This window comes from Streptomyces monticola, assembly GCF_042665355.1.
GTDB classification, from domain to species: Bacteria; Actinomycetota; Actinomycetes; order Streptomycetales; family Streptomycetaceae; genus Streptomyces; species Streptomyces monticola.
In genome coordinates this window covers 105,974-123,939 of record NZ_JBHTCF010000015.1, presented here as the reverse complement: position 1 = coordinate 123,939, position 17,966 = coordinate 105,974, and the positions used below count along the sequence as shown (strand labels likewise).

The following is a 17,966-nucleotide window of genomic DNA, read 5'->3' as shown; positions in this document are numbered from 1 at the left end:
GCAGCCGCGCACTCTTGCCCCGGCCGAGGGAACGTACGTACGATCGCGGTAGTTTCAGAAATCGAACCTCGATTGAGGTACGATTTCTGAAACTCAAGTCGCTTGGAGGGAACGAACCTTGGCGCAGCTCGACCCCCAACAGCACGCGCGGCAGCTGGCCGAACTCGGCGTGTCAGAAGATCTGTTCACCTTGGCCTTAGGCATGGCTGTCGAGGACGTACGCGGCTGCACGGACTTTGATGCTCCTGCTGCACGAGGGTTCATTTTCTGGAGCCGGGTGAACCGCTACCTGGCCGAGATCCTCGTGCCTGACAGCTGGGGGCGCACGTCTCGAGACAGCATCTTGCGGGTGATCCACCCCGAGCGGACTCACGCCATTACGGCGATCAGCGCTGAGGGCGGTGTCGCCAACCTGAAGAAGCCCGTGAGGTCCAAGAACCCCAAGGGCCCCGCGATGGCACGCATGGTGGAGAAGAACGTACAGCTCTCGTTCGTATCGCGAGACGAGCTGCTGTACGGGGTTGAGCTGGACCAGATCCCGACCTGGTGCCTCCTCTACAAGCGCGCTGAGGGGGAGATCCTCGCCGAGCTGTCGTTGCCAGTGAAAATGAAGGGCAAGTACGTCGACGAGTGGCTCACGCGCATACCGATCAGCCTGCCGCCCTTAGACGACCCGGGCTTCGACATCTCGCTTGATGATCCTGGCGACGACGAGGGCCCGGAGGTCGTCGTGGAGTTCTTGGGAGAGAATTAGCTGGTCGGAGCAAGATATGGGAGTTGAGGCACGTGTTCACGCCGGAGCGACTGGTCCTCGCGCGCAAGCGGCGGCGCATGACCCAGGCAGCCTTGGCGGCGTCCTCTGGGCTCTCCGCACAGAGCATCAACGCCTTCGAGAAGCATCGGAAGACGCCATCCGCGGAGACGCTGTCCATCCTGGCGGACATTCTCGACCTTCCCATCGCGTTCTTCCGAGCGCCGCCGGCACCAGAGATGCAATTGGACGCCGTCAGCTTCCGTGCGCCAACGAAGATGAGCGCCCTGGAGCGGGACGCCACGCTCAGTTCCGGTGCCATCGCTGCCAGCCTCAACGCGTGGCTGCAAGAGAGGTTCCGTCTACCCGCCCCAAACGTTCCTACCTACCCCCACCTACCAACTGAGCAGGCCGCTGAGCAGGTCAGAGCTGCGTGGGGGCTAGGCGAGGCACCCGTGCCCAACCTCGTCCATCTCCTAGAAGCCAACGGCGTACGAGTGTTCTCTCTGGCACCGGACTGCCTTGACGCCGATGCCTTTTCGACTACGCATGCTGGCACCCCCTACATCTTCCTGAACACCCGCAAGACGGGCGAGCGGGGACGATTCGACGCTGCCCACGAGTTGGGGCACCTCGTACTGCATTCCGAGTACCGGCTCCCAGGGGGCCGTGCGGCCGAACCAGAGGCCAACGCCTTCGCTTCCGCCTTCCTCATGCCTAAAGCAGGCATTGTCGCTCAGCGACTGGCCGATGCTTCGGTGGACCGGATCCTGAGCGCCAAACGACGCTGGGGAGTATCGGCCATGGCGCTTGCCTATCGTCTGCGGGACTTGGGTCTTCTCTCCGAGTGGAAGCACGGGCAGACGGTCAAGAAGCTTGCGCAGATGGGCTACCGCAGCGGTGAGCCCCAGTCCCTCATGGCCCGTGAGAGCAGCCAGCTCCTAGCCAAGGTCTTCGACGCTCTGCGGGACAGAGGTATGCATCCCGCCGAGATTGCAAGTCAGATGGGAATCCATCCCGAGGACCTCAATGACTATGTCTTTGGCCTCGTGCCGATCGGTGTTCAAGGTGGCGGGCAGGTCTCTGATTCACCGCGTCCGGGACTGCGGCTCGTCCACGGCTGATAACCGTCAGGCACGCATGCCGCGTTAGTGAGCGAGGGCGTCTCGCTGCAGGCTGGACATCATCGACCCGTCTGAACGCATGCTGACCAATGACGTCTCCGAGTGTTCAGTTACTACCCTCGATCGGTGCCGTTCCTGCCTTTACTGATACGTGAGGGCCTCTCGTCGGCGACAATGTTCCGGGTGACAAGCGCAGACTCCGGGCAGCACAGCCCGATCGTGAACCACCGCACGCCGACTGCGGGAACGGTAAAGAAGCTCTACGGGACGGCATTTCGATGCGCCGAGCCTGCATGCTCGCGACCCCTGTACCGCCAGAACAACGAGACGGGCGAACTTCTCCTCAACAGTCACGTGGCACACATCCATGCGCGCAGCGAAGGGGGACCGCGCTGGGACCCAGACATGCCGGAAGAGCAGAACCGCGGCGCAGGCAACCTGCTGTTGCTCTGTTTCGATCATGCCACCGAGGTAGATGACACACCGGAGCACTTTCCCGCGGAGTTGCTGCGGCGGTGGAAGACGGCACAGCTTGACGAGTATGCCGAGATAGGTCGGTCCTGGCCGCTAAGTGATGTTGAGGCGGAGGAAGTGGCCGTCGCTTCCTTCGACTCGCGGCAGGTGGGCATTGCGACGGCTGGCGCGAAGACGGTCTTGGCGGCAGCTCGATGTGTCGGACAGTTGGCTTCTACGGCTCATCAGAAGAGGCGTCTCCCACGTGATGCAGCCCAGGCATGGCAGGCGTTGCGCGACCGCACAACGAGGTCGATACCCGCTTATGACGCCAATGGTGAGCGCCGTCCGGTGGAGCCGTCCCACATGGAGGCGAAGCCATACCACGACGCTCTGGAATCAGCCCTCGCCGAGAGCGTGGCCACCCTGGAGCCGCTGGTCATCAATCTCGTAGCGGAACTCCACGCAGTTTCTGCAGCTGACAAACGGCTGGCGCCCTGGTGCGACTGGGTCGAGAGACAGTCCGGGAAACTGTTGTCTGCCTCTGGCCGTTGGCCTGGAAGACCACCATCCAAGGATGACGATGTATTGCCCGAGGCGATTGCCAAGTTGCAGCACGCGTCGCGGCAGCTCAGCGCAGCGTGGCGTGGCGATGACGCATCCAACCCTCCGGAGCCTGAGGCGCCTGTTTCTGCGCCTGTTGAGATGGAACAGCAACGTGCTGTGAGGGAACACTGTGAACTGCTGGATGCAGCGGGACCATGGGCGAGAGCCACTCATCGGGATTATGACGCCGAGTTGTACAGCCGGCTAGTGGAAGCAATGCAACGCGTAGTAGATCTACCTCATGTCCCATCGACGCTCACGGTTGGACTGGACGCGACGGCTCGACGCGCTGCAAAGGTAGCCCGCAATGCCGACGATGAGACGTACCGGGCACTGATTCATCAGGCCACGGAGCAACGACCTCTTGCATGCGCCGTATCCCTTCTTCGCCATCTCATGTTGACCGCAAAGGATTCCGAACGCCACACATTGCAGGCCGAGGCAATGGAGGAGGCAGCGAAGGCTCTTCGAGCCGAATCCTGGCAGACGCCTGACGTGTGGGTAGACAACCGGTTTCACTCACGCCTACTACTCGCCGCTTCAGCCGAAATCAGCAGCGCAGCGACAGTGCGACAGGTATTGGCTGATGCGATCGAAGGCGATTCGGAGTTGCTGCATTTGATGCTTGGTGGCGTAGCGCAGTGGAGCGAGCAGCGCGACTCAAGGACCTGGGAGCATTCCGGGGTTTCCTGTCAGATCGCTGAGCTTCCAACGTGGTTTCCCACGGAGGAGATCGCGGCCATCATCAGAGAGGAACTGCCCGACTTGGAGCCGGCCGATGAAGATGAGAGCGAAAGGCACAGAGACGATCTTCATCGCCTTGGATCGCAAGTGCTTTGGATCGCCGCAGGGCATGAGTGTGAGTAGTCAGTAGGAGGGAGGTGTTGCACATGTGTGCGTTCTCCGTGCCAACTTTCGAGTACCTGTGCGCGACTCGCATCGCGTGACCTCGGGACTGAGACTCCAACAGCGCGGCAGCGGAAGGGGATCCGCTCGGCGGTTGTCAGGGGCCACGTGGGGTGGATAGCCTGCCCGTGAGCAAGGAGTTCGGGATAGGACCTGAACCACCGCTGATCTCTTCGAGGCATGGAGCGTCGGAACGCGCCCTCGCCACCGCCTCTTTCCGTAACCTCTTCACCTCTTCCGCCGCCGGGGCTTCAGCCTCCGCGGCCGAAAGGCGTCTGCATGACCATCTACTGTCAACACGCGAACCGTGGGAAGACACAGATCCTGGCGGTCTACCAACGCGGAGACGACACAGTTTCGTCGACTGTGACGAGCCTAGGCTCCGCGCGTCTCGCGGCACCGATCGTCGACGCACTCAATCGGATCTCCGCACTCGCCACAGTTCCCCTGGGACTGTTTGACGAGCGACGGAAGCGAGTAGCCAGGTACCCCACTGAACATCTGGCGGCACTCACCGACCGAGCAGCGCGCGCCGGGCTCCTCAAAGGCACGCACAGCCTCTGGTACGAGTGGGTCTGCCTTGATCTTCACCAGGCGCTGGTCGACTTGGACGAGGCCGTCGCCGCCGCACCCGCTCCGATCCGTATCGCGATCGACGCGGAGCTGGAGGCAGAGGAACGCGAGCTGCGCGACGCGCTCGCTGAGTACTCGGAAGCAGTGCCTGTGCCTGAGGAGAACCAGCGTTCCTGGGATTCTGATTTCCCGTTCGTTCCCTACCGCGGCGGTATGCATCTTCTGACGCGCGAAGCACGGCAAGACTTGGACCGTCTTGAGGAAGGAATCACCCGCGGGGAACGGGAAGCGGCAGTTTCGGAGCTGCGGCTCCTGGTCACCGCCTTCGACCAGTGGTCAGCTGCACAGGCGGACGACGGGATGTTCTCGCTCGAGTACCCCCAGATCTTCGCCGAGCCGTACGACGCGGATCACCACTTCCTGACGGTCTCCGCGCCGGATCCGGGGGGCGAGGGTATGGGCGCCTGGCACATTGATGTGTGCCGGTGGGTTCCCGATGATCCCGAGGAGGAGGGGGAAGAGGAGTACACCAGCGCCACCGGTGAGCCACTCCTGCGATGCAGGCTGCCCGCGGCTCCTCGCACCGATGACGTCACCAAGCTTCTGTCCAGGGTTTGTTCGGAGCCAGCAGCACTCAAGGCGTGGGGTCAGACGAGTGTGGGGAACCCGCTTGAGGGGACGACGTTCGTGGTCACTTCACGCCTCACCGAATGAGCCTTGAGGCAGCCCGCGCGGTGCGCCCTTCGCAACGCCGGCGGCGGTTGCGGCATGTCAGGGACTATTGGGTCCGCTGATCTCCGCGAGCACATAGGAGGTGTCACGCGAGAGACCATCCGCTGGCGAAGTCGCACTGGGTATCGGTCCATCGGCACTGATCGGCAGGTGTATAGCCCGGCTGCTCGCGAAGGTGTGGGAGGGCGTTGACCCAACGCTCCCATGGGCCGTCGGGAGGCGTGAATCTGGCAGCGTGTTCGGTGCCGAGCTGGGCGTCGAGGCGCAGCAGTGCGCCAAGTGCGTCAGGTTGGTCGTAGCGGAGATCGAGCTGCGGCAGATAGCGGTCCAGGTACGCGGTGAGGATCTCTGCGTCCTCGTGTGTACCGAGGCGTGCCAGGGCGAAGCAGTATCCCCGTCCTGCGTAGGTGAGTTCGCTGGCGAGCAGCAGATCGGCGATCTGCTGGCGGAACTCGTGGCGCCGGGCAACGCCGACCAGCCAGGACGCGGTGAGGCGGGCCCGCCACTCGAAGCCGAAGAGCGCGGCCAGTTCATCGTTCGTGATCGTGGCGGCGTCGTGGACCATGGCGCGCACGAATCGCTTGCGAGCGGCTCCTTCCTTGCGGATGTAGTGGCCGCTGAGTATCTCGCCGTAGCGTCCGAGGGGGCGGAACGGCCGCGCCCGGTCGTGACGTATCGCTCGATGACGTACCCGAATCCGATGTCGCCGGGGTGCTGAATCGGCATGCCCGTCACCCAGCGTGCGGCGTGAGTCGGACGAGGCCGAACGAGGTGCGCGGGTTCGGCTCGACGTTCGCGTACTCGGCCACGTAAGTGCCGGAGGGCAGGTCGATGGACAGGTGGTTGTCCGGCTGGTGGTCAGGCAGGTCGGTGCCGGACCAGGCAGCGTCGAAGAGGACGACCGGGCCGGCGGGGACCGTCCACTGCACCGGGGATTCCCATTCGGCCACGTCGAGCGCGGAGTCGAGTGCGGCGAGGATGTCGTTCTCGGAGTCGGCCCCGCCCCACCGGATGAACAGCATGCGGTTCGGCAGGAAGGTCGTGGAGTCAGGGCTGTCGGCCAGTACCAGGGCCTCGGCGTCCCCTACGTGCAGGGTGCCGATGTACTCGTCGACCTGGCAGGCCCGGTCGTAGTCGCCCCAGTCGCTGGACTCGTCTGCGCTCGCAGCTTCCGTACCCGTCCGCCAGGTACCCAAGGCGGATTCGGACACGATGACCAGCGGACCGCCGCCGGACTCGACCCACAGCAGCGGCTTGTGCACAGTGGCATCAGACATGCCGGGAAGGCTAGTCGGCGATCACCCATGGATGTAGGTCGGTGTGGTCGATCCATTCGATGGTGACGACGACGTCGTGAGCAGCAGGGGCTTCGGTGGCTTCGAGCAGTGCCCATTCGCGGGCGGACTCGACCAGCTCTGGCCAAGGCGCAGTCCAGTCGAGTTCCCAGTCCGCCTTGGGACCGGATATCCGGTAGATGCTGTCCCCCTCGATCTTCCAGAACTGACAGCAGAGGACGGCCTGTTCATGGTCCGCGAAGTCGTTCACGATCTCGCGGTAATGGACCGACGGCCACCCGGGCACGTCGCCGACCATCGTGGTGCGCAGGCCGGCCGTGAACGAAGGCAGGACCGGATTGCGGGCGCCGAGTTCCGTCAGAGCCCAGCGGATGCCACCCGGCTCGCTCCAGTCCGGCGGCGTCGTCCGCTCCACGCAGGCGCGGTACGCACCCCACAGCGGCTCGACCGCCTCGCAGATGCCCAGGTCCCCGAGCGCGAGCGCCGCCCACTCCCGGACCGTGCTGTTCTCACTGGCCAACAGAGCGATCAGCGCATGCCCGCAGCGGACGTCTCGGACTTCTTCGAAGACCTCGATGGCAGTCAGCTGGCCGAAGGCGCCGAGAGAGGGCAGGCCGTCGATGATGACGGGGATGGCGGGGCGCCCGATGTGGATCAGCTCGGCGCGGGCATCCATGGACTCGTCAGCAGGGCCATCCATCTGCTGGACGAGGGCTTCAATGTGGGATGCCATGCGGGGTGCCTCTCGGGTGGGTGTGGGCTCAGTCTGCGTGAGGCGCGATGTCGCGACGCCAGAAGGTCGGCAGCCACCAGCACAGCACCGAGCGGTCGTCGGGCCATGGGGCCCGCTCCTCTGCGTCCCAGTCCTCGAAGGAATCGCGGGCCGGATCAATGGGGCGCCAAGTCGGATCGAGCGGTTCGTCCTCGGCCGGCAGACGGACATGGGCCAAGCCTTGCCGGTCGCAGGCGCCGAAGTCCTGGTAGTTGCGCTGGGCTTCGATGAGCGAGGTCTTGTTGGCTCCGCCGGCCACAGTCGGCCAGCGGAACTGAACACCGTCGTCTTCCCAGAAGCAGACGGGACAGATCTCGTAGAAGCCGGGCATGCGGTCGAGAACGCGATGCCCACAGCACGGACACGGGTAAGGGCTGCTCATCGGTGCAGTGTGGACGGGAGCTCGCTCGCCTCACCACTGGGTTTCCGAGCTGGCCACCCCCGTTGGCTGGCCGATCGGCCAGAAGGGCGCTCATTAGTCGGTGGAGCCGGTCTGCAGCGTCCCGTACGGTCGATCCGTGATGATCCAAGCGGGCGCCCCGCGCAGCCTCGGCGTCCCTGCGCCCGAGGCCCGGTTGCGCTTCGACACCGAATTGCACGAGATCGGCGGCGGGCCACGGCGCCGCTTGCTCATGGTCGACGATGAGCCTGCCTTCGAGCTCAGCTTCTACTGCGGAACGTGCCCGTTCCTGTTCCGTCGGCTGGAAGGCGCGCGCGAGAAGCTGTCCCTGGAGGACGTGCAGGAACGGCTCACCAACGCGTTGGACGATCCGGACGCCTGTGGAGTGATCGACGCGTTCGGCATGCTGCTGCCGCAGGGCGAGTACCTACCGCTGCTCCTCGAGGTGGAACCCCGCCTGATCGTCCCCGGCAAAGAAGGCGACTACTTCAGCGGCGAGCAGGTAAGCACATGGGGTATCGATCAGTTCTGGGGCCTCCCGGAGTACCCGCACACCCCGTACTACCGGACCTTCGAGACCACCGTCGACGCGGACACTCACCTCTACGAATTCGTCGTGCCCATGGTCCCCCCGACGTGGAACGAGAGAGAGCGCGTCGAGGAATACGTCACGCTCATGGGGCAGGGAACAGCCCCCACGGCGGTGGCGATCTCCACGCTCGACGTGTGCGAACCCGCCACCGGGATGCCGATCGACCACTACCAGCACTGGGGCCTCACCCACTTCCTTCTCGACGGCCACCACAAACTGGAGGCCGCTGCCACGGTCGGCCGGCCAGTACGGATCCTCTCCCTCATGGCCCTGGGCGAGGGCCTGGCCGGAGCAGAAGACTGCGCCCGGCTACCGGCCCTGCGCGCCCTGCCCCGTTCGGCCCGAGCGAGCGGTACCTGAACCAGCGCCGACCGTCACGGAGCCTCATCAGTTGCGTGAGCGCTGCGTGAGCGGACGGGGCAGCACACGTTGGATCACGCGGCACGAGCGGGAGCAGCACCACGCTCCTGACCAGGCAAGACAAGACCCAGCACGCAACCACGGCACCACCCGTCACGATCTTTCAGGCCCTCGTAATGCGTAGGTCTCGGGTTCGAATCCCGAAGGCGGCTCGGATCAGCCCCAGGACTCACTCGCCGTGACCTGGGGCTTTTTCATGTCTGGGGTGTTCTGGCGCCGAGGACGGCGCCTCCGTTCGTGCCGGGAGATCCAAGGGGAGCGCGAGGGGAGCGCGTGAGCGCAATGGGAGTGCCGGGGTGCGCGGCGGAGGCAATCGCGCTGCGGGCCGAGCGGGCTTCGGCGGGTTTCCCACGTGGAGCATCGGTTTTGTGGAGGTGCTCCAATCCGTCCTTCTAGGGGTGAAGGTTGTGGCAGAGCCGATGGACACGCTCCCTGTCAAGGCGCTGGTGGCGCAGACGAGCGCCGTGCTGCTGACGCACGGTGTCGAGGTCGAGCCCACGTCGGTGCACGGCGTGGCGACGCACTGCGTGGAGGTCATGGCTGGGCAAGTGGGCGTAGACCTTGAGGAGGCCGTCCATCTGGTCACCCCGGAGGCCGTGGCCGAGATCATCATGGCGGCGGCCGAAGAGGAGCATGGGGTGTCAGGCCCGCACGCCATGCGCCCGGTTCGAGTCGACGACCGCACGGTTGGCGTCCCCGTCGAGGCTGTGGGGCACCTGGTCATGGCCGCATCGCAGGCCGGCAAGTACGCCGGGGTCAACGGCGACGGAGCAGCCTCGGCACACTTGCTGGACCTTGCCACCGAGCTCGGTGCCGCACTGGTGAAGCGTTACGCCGAGGGTGCTGCCGAGATCCCGGTAGGGGTGCTCGACGAGGTGGCGGCACTGGTGGACACCACTGCCGACCGGATCGAGTCCGAGGAGTGGAGCCTGTGTCCTTGTGGCGAGGAGCACGGCCAGAGGGAAATGTGGACGCCGGCACCGTGCCGGTGATGCGCCACCATGCCGCGCTTGCTCGCGGTCTGCGTGAACAAGCCGAGTAGCGAAGGTGTGTCGGCCCGGCTGGCCTCGGTGGCTGTGACCTTCGAAGGCAGCTCCACCGCCCGATGCGAAGGTACGGGCCTGTTTCCGCTCCTGCCGTCGCTCATTGAGCTGCCCCATCTTGAAGTAGCAGGTCAGAGTCGTGGCGTGATCGTTGAGGGCCGCACTCACCCTGGCCGTGGGTGGCGGTCCGCGCTCCGGGGCAGGTGAGCAATCGGACAAGGGGTCGTGTCCGTGGAGCGGGACCTGTGCCCTGGTGGATACGGGACATCTGCTCCTGGCCGGACCGATGCGAGCCTGGCTAGCCTTCGATCATGCCCATCGCCGCCCGTCTCGCTCCTGGTTGCCGCCCGCGCGGCTGCCGGGCTCCGGCGCGTCGGGTGCACGGCCGCCGGGTGCGGTACGTGATCGGTTCCGAGCGCGGCCAGGTGAACGGGATGCGATGGCTTCCCGCGCCGTATGCCGATCTGCCCTTCCCACGTGTGGGTGTGGGTGTGACCTTCCTTCGGTGAGCGGAGGCGGTCCGCGCCGCCCGCCTACGTTCACCTGGACCGCTGCCCGATGCCCACCACTGCACTCCCTCCCCGTTCCGAGCAGGCAAAGGACCAGGGAAGACTCCCCCTGTCCCCGCTACTGGCGCTGGCCCTGGCGGCCTTCATGACCGTGCTCACCGAGGCCCTGCCCGCCGGAGTCCTACCGGAGATGGCCCGCGACCTCTCCGTGAGCGAGTCTGCGATGGGCCAGTCCCTGACCATCTACGCCCTCGCCACCGGTCTCTCGGCCATTCCGCTGGCCAGGGCCATGGCCGCCTGGCGGCGCAAGAGGTTGATGCTGGCTGCGGTGGCGGTCTTCGCCCTTGCCAACACCGCCACGGCCGCCTCCTCCTGCTACCTGGTGACCATGGGACTGCGCCTGGTCGCGGGCATCGCCGCCGCCGTGGTCTGGTCCGAACTCGTCGTCTACGCCCGCCGCCTGGCACCGCCCCACCTGCGGGGCCGGGCCGCCGCCGTCGCCCTGGCCGGCATCCCGCTCGCCCTGTCGCTGGGCATCCCCCTGGGTACCCTGCTCGGCTCCCGGATCGGCTGGAGGAGCACCTTCCTCCTGGTCACCCTGATCACCCTGGCCCTGCTGGGCTGGATGTCCGCCGTGCTGCCCGACTTCGCGGGACGACCCCCCGAACAGCGCCAACCCATCCTGCAGGCGCTTCGGCTCCCCGGGGTCCTGCCGGTCCTGTTCACGGCAGCCGCCTTCATGCTGGCCCACAACATCCTCTACACCTACGTTGCCACCTTCCTCGACGCACACGGCATGGGCGCCTCCCGCGAGAGTGTGCTGCTCGTCTTCGGCGCGGCCTCCGTGGCCAGCATCCTCGCCGCCGGCGCCCTGGTCGACCGTCACCTGCGCACCCTGACCATCACCAGCGTCACCCTGTTCCTGACCGCATCGACTCTCCTGGCCACCCTGGCGGACACCCCCGCCGCGGTCTACGCGGCCACCGCCCTGTGGGGTCTGGCCTGCGGCGGCATCGCCACCCTCTTGCAGACCGCGGTCGCCGATGCCGGCGGCGACCAGGCCCAGGCCCTGTACGTCACCGTCTGCAACTCCTCCATCGCCGGCGGCGGCGCCCTCGGCGGGATCCTCCTCGCCGCCTTCGGCCCGGCCTCCTTCCCGCACAGCTCCCTGCTGCTCCTCGTCCCGGTGCTGATCATTGTGGTGGTCGCCCGCACGCACGCCTTCCCCTCGGGACGTCGACGAGCGGGCTGAGACCGTAGGGGGGCGGACAAGGCTGGCACGGCAGTGCTGGGGAAGATCAGAGGCGTAAGCCCCATCACCTGATCAAGCAGTGTGTACGGGGCGGGCGGCTGCCCCACAGGTGCACTCGCAGGAGCATCCGGGCGAGGCGCCGAGGGGGATTGAAGGTCGCGCGGCGTGCAGCTCGATCGCCGAGCGGATGGCACGTGGGGCGCGGGGGACGAGTTTGACCACGGCTTCGGCTGCCGCTCGGGCGAGGTCGTCGAGGACGGCCTGGTAGACGTCGCGTGTGATGCGCGTGTCGCTGTGGCCCAGCGTCTCGGAGACGACCTTGATGTCGACGCCTGCGGCGAGCACGAGGGTCGCGGCGCCGTGGCGCAGGTCGTGGAGGCGGATGGGCGGGAGGCCAGCCTCGGTGATCAAGCGGTCGAAGAGATCGGAGATCTTGCCGGGGTGGAGCAGGGAACCATCCTCCTCGGTGAAGATGCGGCCCGTGTCCTTCCAGGCATCACCCCACTCGCGCCGCTCCTTCTCCTGGAGGCGCCGGCGTACCTCGACGAGGTCGACGGTCTCCTCGTCGAGCGCCACGGAGCGGATGCCGCTGTTGGTCTTGGGGAGTCCTTCGAGGATTTCCCAGCCGTCCTGGACGAGCTGTGTGGCGATCTCCAGCGATCGACTCTTCTTCGAGAAGTCGATCCACCGTGGTGCGCAGCCTTCGCCACGCCGCAGGCCGCGGAACGCGATCAGCCGCCACATGGCCTCCAGGCGGTGGCCGGTGACATGGTCCAGGAAGATGCCGGTCTGCTCTGGCGTCCAGACCATCACCGGGCTGGGCTTTACCCCGGTGGCCAGCCAGCGGTCACGCGCTCCTCGGTCCAGATGAGGGCCTTGGGCTTGGTGCCGGGCTGCAGCTCGACGTGTTCCGCCGGGTTGTAGTTGGGGATGATGCGCTGCGCGATGGCCGTGTTGAGCGCGGCGCGCAGGGTGGCCCTGATGTGGTGCTGCGTGTTGACGCTGGTCACCCGACGGAACGGCGGCATCTCGTCGATGGCGGCCTTCACCCACTTGCGGCGAGCCCGGTTCTCCGCACCCATCCACGGGATGGCCTTCAACTCGGCTACTGCCGCGTACCGTTGAGCGTTCTGCTCCTGGATCTCGATGTTCGCCTCGTTGATGACGTCGAACATGCGGTCCAGATGGGGCACGTTGAGCCTGTCGAGGCGTATCTCGCCCAGGTGAGGCTTGAGGTGGACGCGCACGTCGACCTCGTAGCGGGCGTAGCCGCCGGCGCGCAGGCGCTTCTTTCGCGCAGGGCATGTGGGACCTGCCCAGTCGGCAAAAGCGAACCGGGCGAGCCGATCACCGAGACCGCGGTGCGTGAACTGTACGAGGAGACCGGTCTGACGGTGAGGCCAGAAGCCCTGAAGGTTGCCCACATCTTCCACGGGGCATGGGGAGTTGAGGCCCCCAACGGCTTCCTCACCGTCGTCTTCGCCGCACATGAGTGGACCGGCGAGCCCGAGAACCGTGAACCGCGCAAGCACGCCCAGGTCCGCTGGGTTGCCACCGACACCATCCCCGACGAATTCGTGGACACCACCGCGAGCGCTCTCCATCGTTACCTCGAGGACGGCCCTCAATTCTCCTTGGATGGCTGGCAGTAGGGCGGCTCGTGCACGAGTGGCCAGTGTCGACGTCCGGCACCCGGATGAACTCTCGGGCGTGCTGACAGTCAGGTAGATCCCCGCGCGCTGTACTGACGTTGCGGCGCCATGGTGGCCGGGGAGAGCCCGGCACACCCGCTATCGAACGGGGCATGAAACAGCGCCGCCTCCCAGTCCACTCCCATATCGGTTGACGGGCGTGAGTCTCCCCGAACGCAGCGTGCGGCCCGTGTCCTCCAGGTGCGGCCAGTCGCCTGCGCTCCTGAACCGGTGAGCGGAAGATCGCATATCGGCGGCGCCGACCCGAACCCCGAGGGCAAGACAAGTACGACGGCATCAGCAGGGCCTCCGGTCACACGAGGTGGCTTCCGCCGCCGTCGCGCTGTAACCAGAGGCCCTGCCTCACATAGCTTCCCGGCCGAGCTCGCCCAGCCAGGAACTCTCCCCATGGTTGATGGGGAGAGACAAGTTTCCTACTTCTTGCCGTACTTCGGCGGGCAGTAGGTGCGGGCCACCTTCGACGGCTTGGAGGTCGCACCGTCCTTGGTGACCGTTGCGGTCAGCTCGGTGCACGGCGGCAGCGGCTTGCCCGGCGGGCAGGACCACTTGCCGTCGGCGCCCACGGTCGCCGTGCAGACGACCTCGCCGGTCTGGGTGCGCACAGTCACCTTGCCGGGGGACTTGCTGGTCCCCGTGGGCGGGGAGGGCTTGGTGATGACCGGCGGCTGGGGCGGGCTGATGCAGGGCTGGCCGGCGTTGAACGTGATCTTCTCCGGCTCGGAGGTGACACCGCCCTTCTCCTGCGTGGCCGTCAGCTCGTTCGGACCGCAGGGCAGCGGCTTGCTCGGGGTGCAGGACCAGCTGCCGTCCGCCTGGACCTTGGCGGTGCAGATGGTGTTGCCGTTCTTGTCCTTCACCGTGACGGTCGCGCCCGGCTCGCCCGTGCCCTTGATCGGCCCGTCGCCCGGAGCGCTGGAGCCGTCGGCCGGGCCGGTGATGGCCGGGGGCTTCAGCTCCTTCCACTGGATCTTGACGGTGCCGTTGGTGCCGTCCTTCTGGTTGGTACCGCCCGCGCCGCCACCGCCGACCGTGGTGGTGCCGTTCACGCCGGCACCGGTGTTGACGTAGCCGGAGCCGCCGCCGCCACCACCTTCACCAAACGGGTTGGCGTCGGGGGAGCAACCGCCACCGCCGCCGCCGAACCAGCCGCCGCCACCACCGCCGGCGGCGTCTTGGGTGCCGCTCATGCCGATCGTGCCGCCGTTCCCGCCCTTGAGCGCGGTGCCTGCCTGACCAGCGATATTGCAGTGGCCCATCGGAGTGCCGCCGGCGCCGCCGGCGGTCTGCGTGCCGCCACCGCCCACCGCGGGGATGGTCAGACCCTGTCCGGCCGTACCACCGCCGTCGCCGCCGGCGGCCCCGGGCTGTGCGCTGCCGCCCGGCGCGCCACCGCCGCCACCGGCGATCACCAGCTGGGTGGTGCCCTTGGCGACCCCGCTGAGGCCACCGCCGCCACCGCCGGAACGCCCCGACCATCCGCCGTGCCCGCCGCCGCCGAAGCCGCCGCGTCGCTGTGTGCCCGCCGAGTTGGTGGTGGACCCGGTCCGGCCACCGCCGCCGACCGTGATGGTGAGGTCGTCGCCCGGCTTCACCGGCAGGGTGGCCTTGGTGGTGCCGCCGTCACCGGCCTGCTGGTCGCCGCCGGCGGGGGCCGCCGCGGCGCTGCCTCCGCCGCCCGCGCCCTTCAGCTCGGCCTCGACCTGGATGGCGCGGTCCGGGACAGGGAACGTCTGCTCGGCGCCGGTGAACGTGAACTCCTGGCACCCCGTGTACGGAGCCGTGGGGGTGCACGCGGCTCGGCCACGGGCCAGGTCGGTCTGTTCCGGTGCGGCCTGCACCGCCAGTGCCGACTGCCCACCGGCCGCCAGGGCAGCCGCGGTGGTGATCGCCACCCACACGGATCTGCGTTGCAACAACATGCGCATCTGTCAGGGTCTCCTGCGAATCGAGGACGGGAGGTCCGAAGTGCCCGCGGTATACCGCTCGTCACACCTCGGACCAACCGATATCGCCCCGCATGGACCGGCTCTTCCGCGCCATCAACATAAGAGGCTCTTCGGGTGAGACAAGCAACCCGGTAGGCCCTGCGCCGGGCCCCGCTTGCGCCACGTCTGGCCCAGCCCTGCGTCAAGGCCAGGTGCCGCCGCCCTGCGGGCCGGAGAGGCCAAACGAGGGGCCGCGCCACACAGGTCGGCGCGCCAGCCCATCGGATGATCGCACCGCAGTCTGTGATGGACCGGCACCCGACCCGAGGCCACCGCCCCCCACTGGAGCCGCACCGTGTTCGTGACCTCCCCACCGGCCCTTCGTCCTTCGCTGTGGGCACCGCTCGCCCTCACCGTCGCCGGCGGCGCACTCGCCACGGTCCTCGGCGCCGCGCCGGCCCAGGCCGCCGAGGCGCCCAAGCGCTGCGTCGTGGATGTGGCGGGCCCGTACCAGAAAGAGGTCGAGCGGCTGCTGAGGCTGCGCGTCGACGGGCACCAGTCCTCGGCGGAGTGCGCCGCGATCCAGGCGTTCCAGCGGCGCGAGGGCATCTCACCGGCCAACGGGTACGCGAGCGGCGCGACCCGGTACATGGCCGTGGTGGCGCAGGCCCGCAAGAAGCCCGGTGTCGGCTCCCGCTGCCCGGTCCGCAAGCGCCGGGTGGCCTGCGTGGATCTGACGCGTCAGCTGATGTGGGTGCAGAAGGGCAGGAAGATCACGTACGGGGTGGTGCCGATCCGTACCGGACGCCCGGGCAAGGAGACGCGGCGCGGCTGGCATCAGGTCTTCCGCAAGAAGAAGAACGAGATCTCCACCCTGTACGACAACACCCCGATGCCGCACTCCCAGTACTTCTCCGGGGGCCAGGCCCTGCACGGCTCGTACAGCAATCTCTTCTCCGGGCCGGGCTCGGCGGGCTGCATCAATCTCCGGCCCAAGGACGCGGCTCGCCTGTGGAGGGCGCTGGGCGTCTGGGACTACGTCTACGTCTTCGGGCGCAAACCTCTGCGGTGAGTACGGCGTTCAGCGAGCAGGCATCTCCCTCTTCTTTCTGCCTCGGAACGAAGGCCGGGCCAGCAAGCATCCCGCTTTGTTGAGGACGAACAAGAGGCACTCGAGTCCAGGACGGCGGTGGCTGCCTGGCGTGCCGTAGCTACGAAGCGGACTCAGGGGAGCGCAAGGGGAGCGCGGATGCCTGTGGACAGTGCGGCACGGGATGTACGCAGCCGGACGGCGGCAGGTGCTCTGATCTGCGAAAACGGGACCTGCCGCGACCGCGCGGCACATGCCGTCATGATCGCTACCGTCCTCGTAATGCGTAGGTCTCGGGTTCGAATCCCGAAGGCGGCTCGGATCAGCCCCAGGACTCACTCGCCGTGACCTGGGGCTTTTTCATGCCCTGAGTCGGCCGAGGCGGAACTCGGTGGGCTTCGTGCGGCCCATGGGGTATGAGTATGTAGGAGTTTGCATATTCATTCGAGGTGGAGAGGTGGCGTGGGATGGGTCCGCAGGGGTTTCGTGGGGTGGCCGGGCGGCTCGGGGTCAAGGGTGGGGGTGATGACTTCGCCGTGGTGGTGTCCGAGGTGCCGGCGCGCTCCGCGGCGGTGTTCACCCGGTCGCGGTTTGCCGGGCCGAGCGTGGAACTCAGCCGGCGGGACGCCCCGTTGCAGCGGAGCCGGGGGATGGTCGTCATCTCGGGCAACGCCAATGTCGCCAACGGTGCGGTGGGGGCGCAGGACGCGGCCGAGGTGCGCGGCGCCGTCGCCGGGCTCGCGGGTGTCGCGCCCGAGGAGCTTGTGGTCGCGTCGACCGGGGTGATCGGGCGGCGGTATCCGATGGAGCGGGTACGGGAGGGGATCGCGCGGCTCGAACGGCCGCTGCCCGAGGCGGACTTCGGGGCGGCGGCCGCGGCGATCATGACGACGGACACCCGCGCCAAGCTGGTGACCGTGCGCTGCGGGGACGCCGTGCTCACCGGTATCGCCAAGGGCGTGGGCATGATCGAGCCGGATATGGCCACGCTGCTCACCTTCTTCTTCACCGACGCCGAGCTGCCGGCGGACCGCCTCGACGCGCTGTTCCGGCGCGTGATGGACCGTACGTTCAACGCCCTGAGCATCGACACCGACACCTCCACGAGCGACACCGCCGCCGTTTTCGCCAACGGCCTTGCCGGTCCTGTGGATCCCGGCGCTTTCGAGCAGGTGCTGTACGCGTGTGCGCTGCGCCTCGTGCGGGAGATCGCGTCGGACGGCGAGGGGGCGAGCAAGCTCATCGAGGTGCGTGTCACCGGGGCCCGGGACACCGCGCAGGCCAAGCGGGTCGGCAAGAGCGTGGTCAACTCGCCCCTGGTCAAGACGGCGGTGCACGGCTGCGACCCGAACTGGGGGCGGGTCGCCATGGCGATCGGCAAGCTGGACGCCGAGAGCGATATCGATCCCGGGCGCGTACGGATCCGGTTCGGGGACATCGCGATGTATCCGGAGGAGGTGACCGAGGCGGTGCTGGACGAGGCCGCCGCGTATCTGGGCGGGAGCGAGGTCGTCATCGGGGTCGAACTGGGCATCGGTGAGGGGGAGTTCACCGTCTACGGGTGTGATCTCACCGAGGGGTACGTGAAGATCAACGCCGATTACACGACCTGAGGGGCGGGGCCGGGGCGGGGGTGAGGGGTGAGGGGTGAGGGGTGAGGGGTGAGGCCTGGCTGGTCGCCCGCGGGCGCCCGTCAGCGGATCATCAGCCCCTCCGAAGGGCTCCGGAGCAGAGTCATCCCTGTAAGCGGAGGAACCGAACGCAGCCGCGGAGCTCAGCGCGCGGCACGCACCACACCCGACAGGGAGCCC

General features: G+C 67.3%; 15 protein-coding genes and 2 pseudogenes. 11 read left to right on the top strand and 6 right to left on the bottom strand.

Annotation, left to right across the window (positions count from 1 at the left end; genetic code table 11):
* Nucleotides 1-118: 118 nt before the first annotated feature.
* The 4 genes from ACFQVC_RS29690 to ACFQVC_RS29675 all read left to right on the top strand — a co-directional run bounded on the left by ACFQVC_RS29690 (nt 119) and on the right by ACFQVC_RS29675 (nt 5,127).
* Complete coding sequence (locus ACFQVC_RS29690; RefSeq protein ID WP_381836308.1) at nt 119-754, top strand: hypothetical protein; 636 nt, start codon at nt 119-121, stop codon at nt 752-754.
* A gap of 32 nt (nt 755-786) precedes the next feature.
* A complete protein-coding gene (locus ACFQVC_RS29685; RefSeq protein WP_381836306.1) occupies nt 787-1,875 on the top strand; it encodes a helix-turn-helix domain-containing protein in 1,089 nt (362 codons plus the stop codon).
* Nucleotides 1,876-2,001: 126 nt separating this feature from the next.
* Entirely contained in the window at nt 2,002-3,801 is a 1,800-nt protein-coding gene (locus ACFQVC_RS29680) for a hypothetical protein (RefSeq protein WP_381836305.1), read from the top strand.
* A 318-nt stretch (nt 3,802-4,119) separates the two neighbouring features.
* On the top strand, nt 4,120-5,127 hold the full coding sequence (locus ACFQVC_RS29675) for a hypothetical protein (protein WP_381836303.1): 1,008 nt from the start codon (nt 4,120-4,122) through the stop codon (nt 5,125-5,127).
* Between the two features lie 103 nt (nt 5,128-5,230).
* On the opposite strand, the gene ACFQVC_RS29670 is transcribed toward ACFQVC_RS29675, so the two are convergent.
* From ACFQVC_RS29670 to ACFQVC_RS29655, 4 genes are all read right to left on the bottom strand, one after another.
* A complete protein-coding gene (locus ACFQVC_RS29670) occupies nt 5,231-5,770 on the bottom strand; it encodes a DUF6000 family protein (RefSeq protein WP_381836456.1) in 540 nt (179 codons plus the stop codon).
* 106 nt (nt 5,771-5,876) lie between these two features.
* Nucleotides 5,877-6,422, bottom strand: coding sequence for an Imm21 family immunity protein (locus ACFQVC_RS29665; RefSeq protein ID WP_381836301.1), 546 nt, complete (start codon nt 6,420-6,422; stop codon nt 5,877-5,879).
* 10 nt (nt 6,423-6,432) lie between these two features.
* A complete protein-coding gene (locus ACFQVC_RS29660; RefSeq protein WP_381836299.1) occupies nt 6,433-7,173 on the bottom strand; it encodes a HEAT repeat domain-containing protein in 741 nt (246 codons plus the stop codon).
* A gap of 28 nt (nt 7,174-7,201) precedes the next feature.
* Nucleotides 7,202-7,594, bottom strand: a complete 393-nt coding sequence (locus tag ACFQVC_RS29655) for a CPCC family cysteine-rich protein (protein ID WP_381836297.1) — start codon at nt 7,592-7,594, stop codon at nt 7,202-7,204.
* A 139-nt stretch (nt 7,595-7,733) separates the two neighbouring features.
* Between ACFQVC_RS29655 and ACFQVC_RS29650 the strand changes: the two genes are divergently transcribed.
* From ACFQVC_RS29650 to ACFQVC_RS29635, 4 genes are all read left to right on the top strand, one after another.
* The gene (locus ACFQVC_RS29650; RefSeq protein ID WP_381836454.1) at nt 7,734-8,564 is read left to right on the top strand and encodes a hypothetical protein; all 831 of its coding nucleotides are present in this window, start codon (nt 7,734-7,736) and stop codon (nt 8,562-8,564) included.
* Nucleotides 8,565-9,031: 467 nt separating this feature from the next.
* Nucleotides 9,032-9,616, top strand: coding sequence for a hypothetical protein (locus ACFQVC_RS29645; protein ID WP_381836295.1), 585 nt, complete (start codon nt 9,032-9,034; stop codon nt 9,614-9,616).
* 362 nt (nt 9,617-9,978) lie between these two features.
* The gene (gene trpM / locus ACFQVC_RS29640; RefSeq protein ID WP_381836293.1) at nt 9,979-10,176 is read left to right on the top strand and encodes a tryptophan biosynthesis modulator TrpM; all 198 of its coding nucleotides are present in this window, start codon (nt 9,979-9,981) and stop codon (nt 10,174-10,176) included.
* A 49-nt stretch (nt 10,177-10,225) separates the two neighbouring features.
* Entirely contained in the window at nt 10,226-11,428 is a 1,203-nt protein-coding gene (locus ACFQVC_RS29635; protein ID WP_381836291.1) for an MFS transporter, read from the top strand.
* Nucleotides 11,429-11,500: 72 nt separating this feature from the next.
* Here ACFQVC_RS29635 and ACFQVC_RS29630 read toward each other — a convergent pair.
* Nucleotides 11,501-12,720, bottom strand: a pseudogene (locus ACFQVC_RS29630) (site-specific integrase); the annotation flags it as partial.
* Between ACFQVC_RS29630 and ACFQVC_RS29625 the strand changes: the two are divergent.
* Nucleotides 12,711-13,080 (top strand): annotated as a pseudogene (locus tag ACFQVC_RS29625) (NUDIX domain-containing protein); the annotation flags it as partial. The pseudogenes ACFQVC_RS29630 and ACFQVC_RS29625 sit on opposite strands and share 10 nt — an antisense overlap.
* Nucleotides 13,081-13,553: 473 nt before the next feature.
* Here ACFQVC_RS29625 and ACFQVC_RS29620 read toward each other — a convergent pair.
* Nucleotides 13,554-15,065 (bottom strand): Ig-like domain-containing protein, encoded by a 1,512-nt coding sequence (locus ACFQVC_RS29620; RefSeq protein ID WP_381836289.1) that lies wholly within the window; start codon nt 15,063-15,065, stop codon nt 13,554-13,556.
* 355 nt (nt 15,066-15,420) lie between these two features.
* Between ACFQVC_RS29620 and ACFQVC_RS29615 the strand changes: the two genes are divergently transcribed.
* Nucleotides 15,421-16,137 (top strand): L,D-transpeptidase, encoded by a 717-nt coding sequence (locus tag ACFQVC_RS29615; RefSeq protein WP_381836287.1) that lies wholly within the window; start codon nt 15,421-15,423, stop codon nt 16,135-16,137.
* Nucleotides 16,138-16,622: 485 nt separating this feature from the next.
* Entirely contained in the window at nt 16,623-17,768 is a 1,146-nt protein-coding gene (gene argJ, locus ACFQVC_RS29610; protein ID WP_381836285.1) for a bifunctional glutamate N-acetyltransferase/amino-acid acetyltransferase ArgJ, read from the top strand.
* Nucleotides 17,769-17,966 lie beyond the last annotated feature (198 nt).

What these genes read in the sequence shown, in the direction of transcription:
- ACFQVC_RS29675 (WP_381836303.1), top strand. Translation starts at nt 4,120, where the DNA reads ATGACCATCTACTGTCAACACGCGAACCGTGGGAAGACACAGATCCTG.
- ACFQVC_RS29665 (WP_381836301.1), bottom strand. Translation starts at nt 6,422, where the DNA reads ATGTCTGATGCCACTGTGCACAAGCCGCTGCTGTGGGTCGAGTCCGGC.
- ACFQVC_RS29660 (WP_381836299.1), bottom strand. Translation starts at nt 7,173, where the DNA reads ATGGCATCCCACATTGAAGCCCTCGTCCAGCAGATGGATGGCCCTGCT.
- ACFQVC_RS29655 (WP_381836297.1), bottom strand. Translation starts at nt 7,594, where the DNA reads ATGAGCAGCCCTTACCCGTGTCCGTGCTGTGGGCATCGCGTTCTCGAC.
- ACFQVC_RS29650 (WP_381836454.1), top strand. Translation starts at nt 7,734, where the DNA reads ATGATCCAAGCGGGCGCCCCGCGCAGCCTCGGCGTCCCTGCGCCCGAG.
- trpM (WP_381836293.1), top strand. Translation starts at nt 9,979, where the DNA reads ATGCCCATCGCCGCCCGTCTCGCTCCTGGTTGCCGCCCGCGCGGCTGC.
- ACFQVC_RS29635 (WP_381836291.1), top strand. Translation starts at nt 10,226, where the DNA reads ATGCCCACCACTGCACTCCCTCCCCGTTCCGAGCAGGCAAAGGACCAG.
- ACFQVC_RS29620 (WP_381836289.1), bottom strand. Translation starts at nt 15,065, where the DNA reads ATGCGCATGTTGTTGCAACGCAGATCCGTGTGGGTGGCGATCACCACC.
- argJ (WP_381836285.1), top strand. Translation starts at nt 16,623, where the DNA reads ATGGGTCCGCAGGGGTTTCGTGGGGTGGCCGGGCGGCTCGGGGTCAAG.